The sequence below is a fragment of the Solibacillus isronensis genome, assembly GCF_900168685.1.
Classification (GTDB): Bacteria; Bacillota; Bacilli; order Bacillales_A; family Planococcaceae; genus Solibacillus; species Solibacillus isronensis_A.
In genome coordinates, this window is record NZ_FVZN01000005.1 from 16,118 (window position 1) to 31,871 (window position 15,754).

General features: G+C 39.5%; 18 protein-coding genes. 12 read left to right on the forward strand and 6 right to left on the reverse strand.

Annotation, left to right across the window (positions count from 1 at the left end):
- Positions 1-9: 9 nt before the first annotated feature.
- Positions 10-690, reverse strand: a complete 681-nt coding sequence (locus B5473_RS00720) for a YetF domain-containing protein (RefSeq protein WP_079523218.1) — start codon at positions 688-690, stop codon at positions 10-12.
- A 172-nt stretch (positions 691-862) separates the two neighbouring features.
- Between B5473_RS00720 and B5473_RS00725 the strand changes: the two genes are divergently transcribed.
- Positions 863-2,062, forward strand: coding sequence for an MFS transporter (locus B5473_RS00725; protein ID WP_079523219.1), 1,200 nt, complete (start codon positions 863-865; stop codon positions 2,060-2,062).
- 42 nt (positions 2,063-2,104) lie between these two features.
- On the opposite strand, the gene B5473_RS00730 is transcribed toward B5473_RS00725, so the two are convergent.
- From B5473_RS00730 to B5473_RS00750, 5 genes are all read right to left on the reverse strand, one after another.
- Positions 2,105-2,785: a LutC/YkgG family protein gene (locus B5473_RS00730; RefSeq protein WP_079523220.1), complete on the reverse strand. Its 681-nt coding sequence runs from the start codon at positions 2,783-2,785 to the stop codon at positions 2,105-2,107.
- Entirely contained in the window at positions 2,782-4,209 is a 1,428-nt protein-coding gene (locus B5473_RS00735) for a LutB/LldF family L-lactate oxidation iron-sulfur protein (RefSeq protein ID WP_079523221.1), read from the reverse strand. The genes B5473_RS00730 and B5473_RS00735 overlap by 4 nt, the downstream gene beginning before the upstream one ends.
- A gap of 22 nt (positions 4,210-4,231) precedes the next feature.
- Positions 4,232-4,948, reverse strand: a complete 717-nt coding sequence (locus tag B5473_RS00740) for a (Fe-S)-binding protein (protein ID WP_008407443.1) — start codon at positions 4,946-4,948, stop codon at positions 4,232-4,234.
- A gap of 109 nt (positions 4,949-5,057) precedes the next feature.
- Positions 5,058-5,750: a FadR/GntR family transcriptional regulator gene (locus tag B5473_RS00745; protein WP_254865207.1), complete on the reverse strand. Its 693-nt coding sequence runs from the start codon at positions 5,748-5,750 to the stop codon at positions 5,058-5,060.
- Positions 5,751-5,830: 80 nt separating this feature from the next.
- Positions 5,831-6,517, reverse strand: a complete 687-nt coding sequence (locus B5473_RS00750; RefSeq protein WP_014825050.1) for a histidine kinase — start codon at positions 6,515-6,517, stop codon at positions 5,831-5,833.
- A gap of 333 nt (positions 6,518-6,850) precedes the next feature.
- On the opposite strand from B5473_RS00750, the gene B5473_RS00755 reads away from it, so the two are divergent.
- From B5473_RS00755 to B5473_RS00805, 11 genes are all read left to right on the forward strand, one after another.
- Positions 6,851-9,262 (forward strand): Na+/H+ antiporter subunit A, encoded by a 2,412-nt coding sequence (locus B5473_RS00755; RefSeq protein ID WP_079523222.1) that lies wholly within the window; start codon positions 6,851-6,853, stop codon positions 9,260-9,262.
- Complete coding sequence (locus tag B5473_RS00760) at positions 9,249-9,671, forward strand: Na(+)/H(+) antiporter subunit B (RefSeq protein WP_079523223.1); 423 nt, start codon at positions 9,249-9,251, stop codon at positions 9,669-9,671. The genes B5473_RS00755 and B5473_RS00760 overlap by 14 nt, the downstream gene beginning before the upstream one ends.
- 1 nt (position 9,672) lies before the next feature.
- Positions 9,673-10,011 (forward strand): Na(+)/H(+) antiporter subunit C, encoded by a 339-nt coding sequence (locus B5473_RS00765; protein ID WP_008407452.1) that lies wholly within the window; start codon positions 9,673-9,675, stop codon positions 10,009-10,011.
- On the forward strand, positions 10,004-11,488 hold the full coding sequence (locus B5473_RS00770; protein WP_008407454.1) for a Na+/H+ antiporter subunit D: 1,485 nt from the start codon (positions 10,004-10,006) through the stop codon (positions 11,486-11,488). Before B5473_RS00765 ends, B5473_RS00770 begins: the two co-directional genes overlap by 8 nt.
- A gap of 14 nt (positions 11,489-11,502) precedes the next feature.
- Positions 11,503-11,985: a Na+/H+ antiporter subunit E gene (locus B5473_RS00775; RefSeq protein ID WP_079523224.1), complete on the forward strand. Its 483-nt coding sequence runs from the start codon at positions 11,503-11,505 to the stop codon at positions 11,983-11,985.
- On the forward strand, positions 11,982-12,266 hold the full coding sequence (locus B5473_RS00780; RefSeq protein ID WP_008407457.1) for a Na(+)/H(+) antiporter subunit F1: 285 nt from the start codon (positions 11,982-11,984) through the stop codon (positions 12,264-12,266). Before B5473_RS00775 ends, B5473_RS00780 begins: the two co-directional genes overlap by 4 nt.
- Positions 12,244-12,648: a Na+/H+ antiporter subunit G gene (locus B5473_RS00785; RefSeq protein WP_079523225.1), complete on the forward strand. Its 405-nt coding sequence runs from the start codon at positions 12,244-12,246 to the stop codon at positions 12,646-12,648. Before B5473_RS00780 ends, B5473_RS00785 begins: the two co-directional genes overlap by 23 nt.
- 484 nt (positions 12,649-13,132) lie before the next feature.
- Entirely contained in the window at positions 13,133-13,504 is a 372-nt protein-coding gene (locus B5473_RS00790) for a GntR family transcriptional regulator (protein WP_079523226.1), read from the forward strand.
- Positions 13,505-13,508: 4 nt separating this feature from the next.
- Positions 13,509-14,396: an ATP-binding cassette domain-containing protein gene (locus tag B5473_RS00795; RefSeq protein WP_079523227.1), complete on the forward strand. Its 888-nt coding sequence runs from the start codon at positions 13,509-13,511 to the stop codon at positions 14,394-14,396.
- Entirely contained in the window at positions 14,362-15,075 is a 714-nt protein-coding gene (locus B5473_RS00800; RefSeq protein WP_079523228.1) for a silver transporter, read from the forward strand. The genes B5473_RS00795 and B5473_RS00800 overlap by 35 nt, the downstream gene beginning before the upstream one ends.
- 38 nt (positions 15,076-15,113) lie before the next feature.
- Positions 15,114-15,743: a glucose-6-phosphate isomerase gene (locus B5473_RS00805; RefSeq protein ID WP_254865208.1), complete on the forward strand. Its 630-nt coding sequence runs from the start codon at positions 15,114-15,116 to the stop codon at positions 15,741-15,743.
- Positions 15,744-15,754: the final 11 nt, after the last annotated feature.

Below are 15,754 nucleotides of genomic sequence, written 5' to 3' on the forward strand. Positions count from 1 at the left end.
TTTTCAAATTTATGAAGGTGGACTAGCATTTTTTATACTGATATAGAGCGATCCATTTTCTAAAATTTGCGCATAATAAACGTTATCGATCTCGTAGATATTTTTCTTTGCTAATTTTTTTCTGAGCCAGTCTTCAGTAAGCTGAAGCTCCGTTAAGTTTTTTTGAATAATTTTCCCGTCCGAAATCAATTCCAGAGGAAAGTATTGCGGGGCAGGGGCAGACACTGATACGTCTTCTTTTGTTGCTGTCCGGGCAAGCGGCTTTTTCAGGACACTCAGTTCTCCGTTTGTTTCAAAAACAGCATAAAGTACTTCGTCAAATGAGAAAATACTCTGTTCACGCAACAGCATAGCAAGTTCGTCTGGATGAAGCCGCGCCTTTCTCAATTCATTATTTAAAATGACACCGTTTTGAATGACAATCGATGGTTTATCGTCAAAAAGGACACGTGCTTTTTGTGATCTGAATGAAATATAACTAACGGCTATTGTTAATCCAGCCCACACTACTAAAGATACCATGCCGTCTAAAAAAGGGGTTTCCACTTGAGTCGAGACTTCGGCAGCAATCGAACCAAATGTGATACCCGTTACATAGTGGAAGAAAGTGAGCTGACTCACTTGCTTTTTACCGATAATCCGGGCGAGTATTAAAATTGCGAAAAATGCACAGCTTGCACGTAAAATCATTTCGCCAAGGTTCAGTTCTATAATAATCCCTCCTTTTAAAGGGTAGTATGAATAATAAGCGATAAACTATGCACCCTTAACACATTCGATACGAGAGGTGAAATTGAGGGGAAATTATATAATTAAAAAATTGTGCGAAATGTTATTGAACTAGCAGAAAGAATGTGAAAAAATGTCGACTACAACAGTAAAACAATCAAACCCTGTCTACCCAATTATGGTCTCAATAGGGATATGTCACTTAATTAATGATACGATGCAGGCAGTTATACCGGCAATGTTCCCATTATTGGAGCGGGACTTAGGATTAACGTTTACGCAGCTTGGTATGATTTCATTTGTTCTTAACATGGTTGCCAGTCTGCTACAGCCGGCCGTCGGATTTATGACAGATAAGAAGCCATTTCCGTATGCACTCCCGCTTGGAATGGTGAGCTCGTTTATCGGGCTGACAATGCTCATATTAGCGGGCGAATACTGGATGATTTTAGTGTCGGTCCTATTCTTGGGACTTGGTTCAGCCATTTTCCACCCGGAAGGTTCACGCGTATCGTTTATGGCTGCGGGTAATAAGCGCGGCTTAGCTCAGTCTATTTATCAGGTGGGGGGCAATAGCGGACAGGCATTAGCCCCATTGCTAAGCGCATTTATCATTTTGCCATTCGGGATGTACGGCGTTTCCGTTATTCTTATTTTTACAGCGATCGGTATCTTTTTATTAACGAAAATATCGATGTGGTATAAACGTCAGCTCGAAGCGGAAAAGAAATCAAAAATCAAAAAAATGCTGATTTCGTCCTTGCCGCCTTTAACGAAAAAGCAAGTTGGGATGGCTTTACTCGTGCTGCTGTTCATTATATTTGCCCGTTCGTTTTACGTTACGAATATAACAAGTTTCTATGTCTTTTATTTATCGGAACAATATGGGATGAGTGTTGAGCGCGGTCAGCTGTTTATCTTTATCTTCATGGCAGTTGGGGTTGTAGGTACATTTTTTGGTGGTCCATTGTCAGATCGCTTCGGTCGGAAAAATGTTATATTGCTGTCGGTGATCGCACCGATTCCGTTCTGCTTGGCACTACCGTTTGTTCCGTTGCCTGCTGTAATCGTTTTACTCATTATTATCGGATTGCTGATTATGGTTAGCTTTACAGTGACGGTAGTGTATGCACAGGAACTTGTCCCATCGAAAATCGGTACAATGGCCGGTTTAACAGTCGGTGTAGCATTTGGGATGGGGGCAATTGGCTCGGTTGTTATCGGAATCCTTATCGATAAGATGGGCATTCACTTTACAATGAATGCCATATCGGTACTGACATTATTGTTACTCGTAGCATTTTTCCTGCCGCGTGATCGAGTAGGGGAATAGGAAAATAAAAGAACTACGGACTCTAATGTCCGAAGTTCTTTTTTAATAATCCTCCACCAAAATATAAGTCATTCTCACCGGTCCATGCACGCCGACGACTAAGTTCATTTCGATATCTGCAGAGTTACTTGGTCCTGTAATGAAATTAATACAGGACGATACATGTGACTGCTCTCGTAAAAACTGGGCAGCTTGTGTCATACGGGGAACGATGCTCCTTTTCGGTATAATGGCAATCGAATTTTCAGGCAAAAATGAAAGCGTTCGGCCAACTTCCGGTGACGCCTGAAGCATAATTGTGCCGGACTCCGCTAATGTCACGTCGCTGATTACGACACCGACATTTGCCTGTTCAGCAAAGTCGATATTTTGTTTACCGTTAGCAGCTTGCCACTTTAAATGTTCGTATTGTTCAAAAACCGATAACACATTCAATACTCCATAACGCGGATCATTGGTGTAAATTACACGCCCGCCACCATAGTCTGCAATTGTTTCATTTAATATTTCAGGCAACTGCTGCTGTGTGCATTTTTTCAATGTAGTGTGGATATTCAAGCATTGTTCTCTCAACACTTCGATAAGTTCTTCCATCGAAGCATCCTTTAATACTTCGTGTTGAGGGAGGTGCTTCCAGTTTCGCTCCGGTTTTGTTAAAGAAGGGGCGGACCTGCCAAGACGAGCAGCCACTGTTTGTAAAAAGGATTCTCGATTTTGGATCATTTGGATTTGCCTCCTTTGTTATGCTGCTCAAACCAGTCACGAAAACGTTCTTTTTGCACAGAGGGAAAATCACGATACGCTGTCCAGTTTTTCAGAGGACCAGGACCATTTGTAATTTTCTCGTTTTTCGTGAACGGCTTCATAACGGTTGAAGCTACTTTAGTGCCTAACTGATAGATTGATTGCGAAGAAGTGCCCATTCCAAATGCCTGCATTAACAAACTTTCACTTATCGGGGCACGGCCTTCCCGTTCAACGATTACTTCCCGATGCTTATGAAGCAATTGGTGCAACGGAATTTTCACTGGGCATACATCCGTGCATGCGCCACATAAAGTAGAGGCGTAAGGCAGCTCTTTATAATCATCATAGCCACCCAATAAGGGGGATAATACGGCACCAATCGGACCTGAGTAAATAGATCCGTACGTATGTCCACCGACATGGCGGTAAACAGGGCACGTATTAATACATGCAGCACAGCGAATGCACTGTAAAATTGACTGGAATTCTCCGCCTAAAATCGAGGAACGTCCATTGTCTACAATAACTAAATGGAATTCTTCGGGACCATCGACTTCGAGCGCTTCTTTTGTGCCTGTAAGCACGGTTATATAGCTCGTCAACTTCTGGCCAACCGCGCTGCGTGTCAGCATGCCGACAAGAACTTCCATTTCTTCAAATGTAGGAACTAAACGCTCCATTCCCATGACGGAAATTTGTGTTTTCGGCAAGGCTGTTACTAAATCCGCATTTCCTTCATTAGTTACTAAACAAACAGAACCTGTTTCGGCAACTGCAAAATTGCATCCTGTAATACCAATATCCGCTGTTAAGTAATGATCACGTAAAACTTTGCGGGCATGCAGTGCTAGTTCCTCTGGTTGGGAGGAAGCCGTATAGCCAATTTTTTGTTCAAATACTTCCCGAATCTGATCTTTATTTTTATGAAGTGCCGGTGTCACGATATGAGAAGGCGGGTCATGGTCATCTAGCTGTAAAATATATTCGCCTAAATCAGTTTCAATAACTTCACATCCGATTTGTTCCAAGCGTGAGTTTAAATTGATTTCTTCGGTTACCATCGATTTTGCTTTCACTATTTTCTTGGCATTTTTTTGTTTGGCAATTGTTGAAATGTATTCAGTAGCTTCTTCAGCAGTTTGTGCAAAAAATACATGGCCGCCTCGCGCTTCGACGTTTGTACTCAATTCATATAAATAGTAATCGAGATTTTCCAGTACATGCTGCCGGATTTCTTCTCCATGATTGCGCCATTCTTCCCAGTTTAAAGAATCTACAGCGGCGCTTCGTCTCGTTTGAAAACGGTGCTGTGCGCCGGCTACGGCACCACGCATAAAATCATTTTCCAAGTTGGACGAAAGGCGTTCATTAAATTTTTGCTGACTGATTTTCATCGCCATTTGATACACATCCTCCTCTCTATTAACGGCTATTCAATATTTCTGCGATATGCATTGTTTTTATGTCAATGTTTTTCCGGTCAATCCGTCCGCCGATATTCATAAGACAGCCTGCATCAGCCCCGATTAAGTAGTGGACAGCAATCTGCTCAGCAGAAGCAATCTTTTCATCTACCATTTGTTCAGATATTTGGCCCATTTTAATAGAAAATGTCCCGCCAAAACCGCAGCAATTTTCTTTTAAAGGCATTTCCAGCAATTCAAGGCCTTCTACATGCTGGAGCAATGTGAGGGGAGCTTTCTGTACTTTCAATAAGCGCGTCATATGACAGGAAGGGTGATAAGTAGCCGTTCCGTTTAGTTTTGCTCCGACATTTTCAATTTTAAGTACATCGACAATAAATTGTGTCAGTTCATATGTTTTGTCTGCGATTCGTTGTGCTTTTTCATGCCAAAGCGGCTCATCTTTAAAAATATGAACATATTCTTTTAGCATGTAAGCACAAGAACCTGATGGACAGACGATGACTTCTGCGTCTTCAAATACTTGAATTGTATTTTTCATCGTTTCTTTAGAGGCTTTTACATAGCCACTATTATAGGCTGGTTGACCGCAACAAGTTTGGCCTTTTGGAAAGCTTACTGTACAACCTAAGCGTTCCAACAACTCAACCGTGTTTTTCCCGATATTACTTTGAACCATATCGACTAAACATGTAGCGAATAATGATACATTCATCCAATCCCCCCTGTTCCATTAAATTTACAACTTTCTGATAATTAAGTCAACAGGTCATCTGATGACTTTGTAAATTAGTATTTAAAGAGAATTATATTGAATTAAAACATTATTTGTCGAAAAGTAATGATTCGACTGTTTCAAGATGTTTTGCCATCGCTTGTTTAGCTTGTACATCATCTGCATTTACTAAAGCGCTATAAATAGCGGTATGTTCCTCATGCAAATTGTATAAAGCCGCATGATCTGTAGTGGATAAAATGGAACGGGTATGCTGGATTTGCTGTGCAATCGGCTTTGAAACACTTTGTAGCATCGAAACGAGTAAAGGGTTGTCCGCTGCTTCAGCAATGATTGCATGAAAGCGCATATCGGCGTTACTGCTTGTCTCAGGATCGATCAAGGCATCGTTCATTTTGATGAGCGCTTCTTTTAATTGTTCAAGGTGACGAGCCGTTCTGCGCTTTGCGGCATTTTCAATTAAACCTAATTCTAGAATTTTTCGTACTTCAAATATTTGTTGTAAATCCTGCTGTGAAAAGGAGGCATATGTAGGAATGTTCAATGAAATATCCTGGGCCGTTACTTTGCGGATATAAGTTCCTTCTCCTTGGCGGATTTCGATAATACCGCGAGCCTGAAGAGCTGTTAAAGCTTCACGAATAGCAGAGCGGCCAACTTCAAAATTTTTTGCAAGCTGTTCAACAGAATCCAGTTTATCGCCAGGTGAAATATCCCCGTTCGTAATTTTTTGTTCTATAATAGCGGCTATTTGTTCATATAGTTTTTTTGTTTTAGGCACTTCAAATTTCATATTAATAATCCTTCCTATTTATAAATTCTAAAAAAAGCTGCTCCAATAACTTGGAAACAGCTTTCGTATTAAGGTTTTAGTGATGTAAAGCGATCTTTAGGGAGAATTTCAGGGTTGTTAACAGTACCTTCTGTTATATCAGCTTCTAAAAGCTTCCCGTTATAATTAAACTTGAATATACCATTATCGAAGTCTGTCCCAATTTCCTTAAAGAAAATTCCTTCAAGTGCCACAATTTTAGGGCATGTAAACACGACTTTATAATAATCATTTTCCTGGATTATATAAGCACGAACACCTTTTTCGTATACATCGATCAGTTCATCCTCAGAAGGACGCTTTACCGATACTATATGAAAATCGACGAATGGTACTTCTTTTAAGAGAACATTCAAGAAAGAACCTTTTGTGATTTCCTCCCAGCGGCTTTGGGCACTCTGACCCACGATGATTTGGGTAATGTTAAAGTCCATTGCAATTTCTGTAATGACTTTATGGAATGGACGCTTTTCATTATCCTTAATAATAAACTGTTCTACTTCCAACTCATCAGTCAGTTCTTTCCACTGCTCGATATAGCCGGATTTTTCCGCATCAAATGCATCAATTGGCTTTGAATCAACAGTCAACACATATAATGGGCAGTCAAGTAATGTAGCAAGCTTGTGTCCTCGGCGAATTAAACGCTCACCATTTTGTCCGTAATATACACAAACCAAAATACTTTCGTCTAATCGGCCTTTAACATGTTTCATTTTAGTTCGCACCTCTTTTTCTTATCCTATAATAATGAATTAAATCCGAATATATTTTGAGAAACTAAGCATAATTGAGATAAAACGAAGGCTATTACAGTGCAATGCACTCATCATTATTGTATACTTATTTCTATGATGCATATTTATATTCAGTAAATTTTATGTTATATTTTTGCTTTTGTAATTTTTATTAAATTACTGTTGTTGGAAAATATATTCCCCATATGCCACATTATTATGAAGATAGTTATATAGATAGTCAAGTGTGATTGTTCGAATGCCGAACTTTACATATTTTTATTGGCTCACTCGGTTAGGAGGTTATCGCTTTTGGTTGTTGCTTTTTCGATTATGCTCCCATTTCTTGTTGCAGCATTAATCCCATTAATATACAGGAAATTTAAGAATATCCATTTAGGTTGGTTCGTTTTACTTGTTCCTGTTGCTTTATTTTCGCTTTTAGCTACATATATCCCTCGAATTGCCAATGGTGAAGTATTCATTAGGACATTTGAGTGGATCCCCACTTTCGGTATTAATATTACTACTTATTTAGACGGCTTGAGTATGATTTTTAGCTTACTCATTACTGGGGTAGGCAGTTTAGTAATACTTTACTCAATTTTCTATTTATCAACGAAAGAATCATTACACCATTTCTATTGCTACTTACTATTATTTATGGGCGCGATGTTAGGCGTCGTCTTTTCAGATAACTTAATGGTGCTTTATGTATTTTGGGAATTAACGAGTGTATCGTCATTCCTATTAATCGCATTTTGGCATCATCGTAAAGCATCTCGTGCAGGCGCACGAAAAGCAATGACCATTACGGTTTCTGGTGGTGTTGCGATGCTGGCTGGTTTTTTAATGTTATATGTTGCATCAGGAACGTTTAGTATTCGCGAAATTATTGCGAATTTGGATGTCGTTCAATCGAGCGTTTATTTTGTACCGGCAATGTGTCTTGTACTTTTAGGTGCGTTTACGAAGTCGGCACAGTTCCCGTTCCATATTTGGTTGCAGGATGCAATGGAGGCACCGACACCTGTTTCCGCTTATTTACACTCTGCAACGATGGTAAAAGCGGGTATTTACTTAGTAGCTCGTACAACACCGATTTTTGGCGGGCACGAGGTATGGTTTTGGGCAGTGAGCGGGGTAGGTCTTCTTACATTATTCTGGGGCTCCTTCAATGCGGTCCGCCAGTATGATTTAAAGGCATTGCTAGCATACTCCACAATTAGTCAGCTTGGACTGATTATGTCTTTATTCGGTCTTGGTTCAGCAGCACTGCATTTTGGTTATTCAACACAGTCGGTAATTTATACGCAGGCTACATTTGCTGCATTATTCCATTTAATCAACCACTCGACATTTAAAGGCGCGCTCTTTATGATGGTCGGAATAGTCGACCATGAAGTAGGAACACGCGATATTCGTCGATTAGGCGGATTGATGTCGTTAATGCCGTTTACATTCACGATTGCTGTAATCGGAAGTGCCTCAATGGCAGGGTTACCACCATTCAATGGCTTTTTAAGTAAGGAAATGTTCTTTACAGCTACATTAAAAATTACACAGCTTGATATTTTCTCACTTGATAGCATCGGTCTTATATTCCCGATTATCGCTTGGGTGGCCAGTGTATTTACGTTTATTTACTGTGTCATTATCGTTATGCGTACATTCTTCGGGAAAATACAGCCGGATCGTTTGGAAAAGCCGCCACATGAAGCGCCGTTTGGTATGTTAATTTCACCATTTATTTTAGTTGCCTTCGTGATTGGAATTTTTATATTCCCGAATGTTTTGGGACATTATATTTTAAGTCCGGCGATGGCAAGCATTTACCCAATGTTCCCATCTGTAGAGGAAATGACGCCTCATATCGCAGCATGGCATGGTTATATAAATACGGAACTTATTATGACGTTTGGTGTCATTGTTGTAGGGGTTTTCTTATACCGTACATTAAAAAAATGGCGTCCTGTCTATCTGTGGATACCGCAAAGCTTTACGCTAAATGCGATTTATGAACGTGTGATTAATTCAAGTGAGAGTGTATCAGGACGTGTAACAAACCGTTATATGAACGGTAATTTAACGTATTATTTCGTTTATATCTATGTATTTTTTGTAACGCTACTGGCAGGGTATATGATTTATGCGGACGTATTCAGCTGGAATCCTTCGAAAGACTCGGTGATTGAGCCATATGAATTAGTTCTTGTATTCGTTATGATTGCGGCTGCAATTGCGATTATTTTTGCAAAGCAGCGTATTACAGTCGTGCTGTTGAATGGAGTACTCGGGTATTCTGTTGCCTTTTTCTTCGTAGTATTTAGAGCTCCTGATTTGGCGCTGACGCAGCTTGTCGTTGAATCGGTTACAACAGCACTGTTTTTACTATCATTTAAATATTTACCGAAGCTTAAAAATGAGTATATTTCGAAAAGCTGGCGTTTTGCAAAGGTGACAATTTCGGTTGCGGTCGGTGCAACCGTGACACTGATTGGATTAGCTGTAATGAATTACGATCGTTTTGAACCAATCTCGAAATACTTTGAGGACTCGTATGATCTGGCAGGCGGGAAAAATATCGTCAACACGATATTAGGCGATTTCCGTGCATTTGATACGATGCTTGAAGTAGTTGTACTTTTCATTGCAGGTCTTGGCGTCTACACACTTATTAAGCTTAAGGCGAAAAAGGGGGATGGAGACGTTGAAAGTAAATGATGTTATTTTAAAATCAGTTGTACGAGGCGTTGTTTTCATCGTCTTTACGCTTGGGATGTATTTATTTTTTGCAGGACATAATGCTCCAGGCGGAGGATTCATCGGCGGGTTAGTGCTTGGCTCGGGGATTGTCCTGTTATATTTGACGTACGATATTGAAACTGTGCATAAGGGGATGCCGTTCGACTTTAAAAAAGTGGCGGCAATCGGTGTATTGCTGGCGACCGGTTCGGCCATTGCCTCGATTTTCTTTGACGTACCATTTTTAACACAGACAGCTGGCTATTATAATCTCCCGTTAATAGGAGAAAAGCATTTGTCCACTGTTACGATTTTTGAAGCAGGTGTCGCATTGACGGTTGTCGGTACACTCGTAACGATTATTTTAAATATAAGTGAGGATGATTAGTATGGAATCATTAATGATTGTACTTGTCGGCATTCTAGTCGCAGTCGCTACTTATTTAATCCTCTCTCGTAGTGTCATACGTGTGATTGTCGGCACCGCCATTTTATCTCATGCCGTTCATTTATTGTTATTGACGGTCGGCGGGTTAAAAAAAGGGAGTGTGCCGCTATTAGGTCAGGCGGCTGCACCATATACCGACGCTTTGCCACAAGCGTTGATTTTAACAGCAATCGTTATTAGTTTTGCTGTTACGGCCTTTTTACTCGTACTGGCTTATCGAATGTATTTAATGAACGGAACCGATGATCTAGGGGAACTTGGAGGGTCATCAGATGAATAATATAATTGTTTTACCAATGATCGTGCCGATTATAACGGCCGCATTGTTAGTATTTTTAAATAATAATATTAAACTTCAGCGGGTAGTAAGTTTAGTAACAATGATTTTCGTAGTGGGGACTTCTGTTGTCCTGCTGCAGCTTATTCAGACAGAAGGTATTATGCGTATAGACTTTAGTGGCTGGGCACCGCCGTTCGGTATTTTATTTGTTGCCGATTCATTTTCGGTACTCCTTGTTTTAACGGCAAGTCTTGTTACGATGTTCTGTTTAATTTATGCCTTTTCCACAATCGGCGAGCGTCATGAAAAAATGTACTTCTATCCGTTTGTATTATTCTTACTAGCAGGTGTAAACGGATCGTTTTTAACAGGCGATATTTTCAATTTATTCGTTTGTTTTGAAGTAATGCTTCTTGCGTCATACGTCCTTGTTGCTCTTGGCGGTGGAAAGATACAGCTGCGCGAGTCAATCAAGTATGTGCTCATTAATGTTGTCGCATCCTGGATTTTCCTCGTTGCACTGGCATTCTTGTATGGAACGCTAAAGACACTTAATATGGCGCATATTGCACAGCGTGTTGCAGAAGCCGGTCAAGACCCGTTATTAACGGTTGTCGCACTTGTTTTCCTAATTGTTTTTGCTTTAAAAGGAGGCTTGCTGCTGTTCTTTTGGCTGCCTGGTTCATACAGTGTGCCGCCAACAGCAGTACAGGCATTATTTGCGGCATTGTTAACAAAAGTCGGCATGTATGCATTGTTCCGTACGTTCACGCTCATGTTCCCGTTACAGCCGGAAATTACGCATACGGCTATCGGTGTGATGGCAGGGCTGACGATTATAGCGGGTTGTATGGGCGCATTTTCCGGACGAGATGTTCGGACAATTGCTACTTATAACGTCATCATTAGTGTTGGCTTTATACTGGTGGCACTTGCGATTGGAACAGAATCCGCAATGGCAGGAGCGGTCTATTATTTAATCCACGACATGCTCGGTAAGGCGTTACTGTTTTTACTTATTGGAACAATGGTGCTATTAACAGGGGAAATTGTCGTAAAAAATATGAATGGTTTAATTCGAATTTATCCATTGTTCGGCTGGCTGTTCTTTATTATGATGTGTGCACTTGTCGGAATTCCGCCGTTAAGCGGATTTATCGGGAAAGTATTGATCGGCCAGGGTGCTGTTGAAGCAGAGGCCTATATTTTATTGGCATTGGCATTTGGCTCGAGTATCATCGTACTCTATTCATTATTGCGTATTTTCCTTGCTTCATTTTTTGGAGAAACATCGATTAATGAAGAGGACAAAATTCGGATGCCACGTGGTGCGATGGTATCGTTCATACTCTTGACGATTTGTATCGTTGGCTTGGGAGTTGGCGCAGAAGGACTGGCGGTCTATGTTAATGACGCAGCATACACATTATCAAACCCTGCTGTTTACATTGATGCGGTTTTAAATACGAATAAATAAAGGAGGGTGAGCACTTGTTAGGTCAATTTATTATTAATTTATTTATTGCGGCGCTTTGGTTTTTGTTAAAGGATGATCCAACTGCAGACTTTACGACATTTATGTCAGGATTTTTAGTCGGAACATTGATTTTATATGCTATGCACCGGTTTTTCGGAACACAGTTTTACTTGCGTCGTGTATTAAAGATTATTAAGCTCATCCTCATATTTATTCGAGAGCTGCTTTCATCAAGTATTTCAGTATTAAAACAAGTACTGGATCCACAGATGAATTTTACACCGGGTATTTTTACTTATGAAACAGAATTGAGAGGAGACTATCAAGTGACGACATTGGCCCTGTTATTAACGTTGACACCGGGTTCTGTTGTAATGGAAGTCTCAGAAGATAACAGTACATTTTATATTCATGCGATGGATATAGAAGAATCGAAAGAAACGGTACTCCGTTCAATCGGCAAGTTTGAACGTGCCATTTTGGAGGTGACACAATGATCGATTTGATTCTAAAGGCGGCACTTGTTCTATTTATGGTGGCAATCGGACTATCACTATTTCGTGTAATAAAAGGGCCATCATTGCCTGACCGCGCAATCGCTCTTGATACGATTGGTGTTAATTTAATTTCTGCGATCGCCATCGTGTCGATTGTTTTAAAAACAAAGGCATTTTTGGAAGCGATTTTAATATTGGGGATTTTAGCATTTATCGGAACGATTGCATTCTCGAAATATATAGAAAGAGGTGTCATTGTTGAGCGTAAATCAGCTGATTGAATTAATGGCGGCACTTCTTATCTTGTTTGGTGCAATTGTGAGTGTCATTAGTGCATTTGGCATGATACGTTTACCAGATGTATACACACGCTCACACGCAGCTACGAAAAGTGCGACGCTCTCAGTATTGCTTTGTTTGTTTGGCGGATTCGTTTACTTTTGGATTCATGATGGCTATGTGAGCATTCGTCTCATTTTAGGAATCATCTTCGTATTTATTACAGCACCTGTTTCCGGGCATTTAGTGTGTCGCGCTGCATATCGTTCACGCGTACCACTAGCTGAAGGTTCTGGAGACGATGCGTTAAACGAAATCCTGTTCGGCGAAGAAAATTTGCAAGTAAAAGAAGAAGTGGAAGCTACATTGAAAGAAATTAAGTAATGAGTTGAAAAGCATTTTAAAAGTGATGACATGTCGCTTTTAGAATGCTTTTTTAGTGGATAAAAAATAGGGTAATGTGGATAACTTGTAGATAAAGTTTCGCATTTATCCATAGGTAAGGGGACAGTTATATATTTTTTAACTAAGCATTAGTACAAGAAATTAAATTATTCGTTTTTTTATGAGAATTGGTAGGTTTAACTTAGAAAGATGTGACGATTTTTAGAACAAATGAAAATATATTCGAATATTTTTTTGAAATCTTGTTCTAAAATAGAATTCCACAATATTTTTTGTGGATAAGTATAATGCAATCTGTTGAAAAATCGTGATTAAATTGTGGATAATCAACGTTAATGTGTATAACTTTGTGGATAAATAGTATATGTGGATAATATTTCTCGATTTATTGACAAATAAGCTCGTTTTTTATATAGTACATTACAACACTAATGTACTGAATAGCTTAGAAAGGAGGATCTCTTTGATTTTTAATACACAAAGTACGATGCCTATTTATATGCAAGTAGCGGAATGGATCGAAAATGAGATATTAGCGGATAGGCTGCTTCCGGAAGGAAAAGTGTATTCCCAGTATCAGCTTGCCGAAATTTTTAATATTAATCCGGCGACCGCAGGAAAAGGCCTGACAATTTTAGTAGAAAAAGAAATTTTATATAAAAAGAGAGGGCTTGGAATGTTCGTGATCGGGGATGCAAAACATCGGATTTTAACAACAAGACGAAGTGACACATTGACGAAGATGGCAAAGGAAATCGTAGAAGAAGCAAAACGTTTAGGCGTGATGGATGAAGATTTGATCGAACTAATCAAGCATATTCAAAAGGAGGGGTGAACGAATGATTGTTTGCGAACAAGTGGAAAAACGGTACGGCAGAAAAACGATTTTGACACAATTGTCTTTTAAAATTACGGAGCCAAAGATTATTGGTCTGATTGGACGCAATGGTGTCGGCAAATCGACATTGCTAAAAATATTAGCAGGTCATGTAAAAACATCGGACGGGAAAATTGAAGTTGTTGGAAAAAAACCATTTCAAAATTTAACGGTTGCCGCAAATACCATTTTTACCGAAGATGCGATGACATTTCCGTCTGTAATGAATTTACAGGAAATTCTTGAATCGGGTGGGAAGTTTTATAAAAACTTCGCAACAGAATTAGCGTTTGAACTATTGAAGTTTAGCGGGATATCCGAGAAAAATCACCACCATCACCTGTCAAAAGGTCAAAAAGCAGTATTCAATTTAATTTACGGTATTGCTAGCCGCTGTGCGATTACATTGCTGGATGAGCCAATGAATGGCATGGATGAGACAATCCGTGATGATATGTACCGTGTGATTTTAAAGGACTTCTTGGTATATCCACGCATAATGATCATTTCCAGCCATTATTTAAATGAAATGGAGCATTTAATCGAAGACATTTTACTGTTGCATGAAGGGAAAGTCGAGTTATTCGCACCTGTAGAAGATGTGCAGCAGCTAGCGGTCAAGCTAGTTGGGCAAAAAGAGAACGTGGAGCCGGCATTAAAAGCGTATGAAGTGCTTGCGACATATGAAAACGGCCCAATTTTTGAAGCGTTTGTAAAAAACAGTGAGTTGCCATTACCTGATGGAGTAAGGATGCAAAATCTATCGGCAAGTGATGTGTGTAAAGTGTTGACGACATCGAAAGGGGGTTCCGTTGATGATATCTATAGTAACAGTAAGTCCAATGCGTAATATTTATGAGCAGGTAAAGTGGAAATGTAAGGCATACAGCTCGATGTTTAGTACGGTGCTGATTGTATATATTTTAATGGGGTTACTTACAGCTGGTCATAGTGGTACTGTAGGAAGAGGTGTCAGTTTTGTGAATTATGAAGAGCAATTCTATTCACTGGACGGACTATTTATTTATACAATCATGCTAATGCTGATTTTAGGGTGGATGCTCGCTTCGAAGCAGCTTTCCCGTCAAAACTATTCGATTGTAACGACAAATCTAACGGAAGTCGTTTCGACAGGAATATTCCTTATAGTTTTATGTATTTTTACACTTGCAGCTGCAATTAGCACTTTAATTATTTCGGTTTTAATCAATCTGCTTAGTACGGGAGAGCAGAATATATATTACGACTCTACTATTTCACTTACTGCAATGATCGGTTTTATTGTTTGTACATTGCTTGCCGCATCAATCGGCTATTTTTTGCACGCTATTTTTAATTTCTCAAAGGTCGCTTTTATCATACTCGCTGCCGGTATTTTCATGTTAATTAGACAATATACGTATGATACATGGCAATTTGTTTTTGGTGATGGAGCGATGCAGATTATGGGGCGAAGTGCTGTTTATGTAATAGTTATTTGGCTTCTGATTGCATTGATCCGCCAGAAAAGAGAGGTGACACGCATATGAGTGGCGTTCTGATACTTCTCCTAATAATAGGTATAGTTATGATATTTACAAACTTATTAACTTCAAAGGTACGGATCTGGAAGCCGAAACGGACGTTTTGGTTTGCGATAGTTTACTTTAGTTGTGGAATAATTGCACTTGTATATTTGCTGTTTATGTCGGGCAATGTGGAAAAGATCGCTTCTGATAAAGTTTTACAGCAGCAACTGGAGGAAACTGAACAGCTGGAGAAGGATTTAAAAAATCGCCAGTTTGAAAGTTTGAAGGAAGAGCATTTAAAATTTACAAAAACATTTGAAGCAACGGAAGAAAATATTGAAGTTGTGCGAAATCAAACAGGTCATTACTTACCGGTCTTTATTTCATGGACGGATTCGGCTGAAAATAAAATAGAAGCTGCCTATTATGAAACACCGCTCTACTTGAATAAAGTCTATATTTCGCCGTATGTTACAGCACCAAAAATTGAGTGGAATGAAAATAAGCTATACATTGTGGAGACCGAAACGAAAATTATGGCGAAATCAATGCGTTTGTCTATGGAATTATTTAACTCTTCTGAGTATGAAAGCTATAATAATCCACTCAACGAATTAATTGGTAAACGGATTTTACACTTGAATGTTCCGAAACAGTTCAATATTATTGATAAAGATGGGTGGTATTAGTAGCTGCTTAA

Excerpts from the sequence above, each read along its gene's own strand:
- B5473_RS00805 (WP_254865208.1), top strand. The coding sequence starts at position 15,114 with ATGATATTTACAAACTTATTAACTTCAAAGGTACGGATCTGGAAGCCG.
- B5473_RS00770 (WP_008407454.1), top strand. The coding sequence starts at position 10,004 with ATGAATAATATAATTGTTTTACCAATGATCGTGCCGATTATAACGGCC.
- B5473_RS00725 (WP_079523219.1), top strand. The coding sequence starts at position 863 with ATGTCGACTACAACAGTAAAACAATCAAACCCTGTCTACCCAATTATG.
- B5473_RS00750 (WP_014825050.1), bottom strand. The coding sequence starts at position 6,517 with ATGAAACATGTTAAAGGCCGATTAGACGAAAGTATTTTGGTTTGTGTA.
- B5473_RS00795 (WP_079523227.1), top strand. The coding sequence starts at position 13,509 with ATGATTGTTTGCGAACAAGTGGAAAAACGGTACGGCAGAAAAACGATT.
- B5473_RS00800 (WP_079523228.1), top strand. The coding sequence starts at position 14,362 with ATGATATCTATAGTAACAGTAAGTCCAATGCGTAATATTTATGAGCAG.
- B5473_RS00735 (WP_079523221.1), bottom strand. The coding sequence starts at position 4,209 with ATGGCGATGAAAATCAGTCAGCAAAAATTTAATGAACGCCTTTCGTCC.
- B5473_RS00765 (WP_008407452.1), top strand. The coding sequence starts at position 9,673 with ATGGAATCATTAATGATTGTACTTGTCGGCATTCTAGTCGCAGTCGCT.
- B5473_RS00740 (WP_008407443.1), bottom strand. The coding sequence starts at position 4,948 with ATGAATGTATCATTATTCGCTACATGTTTAGTCGATATGGTTCAAAGT.
- B5473_RS00730 (WP_079523220.1), bottom strand. The coding sequence starts at position 2,785 with ATGATCCAAAATCGAGAATCCTTTTTACAAACAGTGGCTGCTCGTCTT.
- B5473_RS00780 (WP_008407457.1), top strand. The coding sequence starts at position 11,982 with ATGATCGATTTGATTCTAAAGGCGGCACTTGTTCTATTTATGGTGGCA.
- B5473_RS00720 (WP_079523218.1), bottom strand. The coding sequence starts at position 690 with ATGATTTTACGTGCAAGCTGTGCATTTTTCGCAATTTTAATACTCGCC.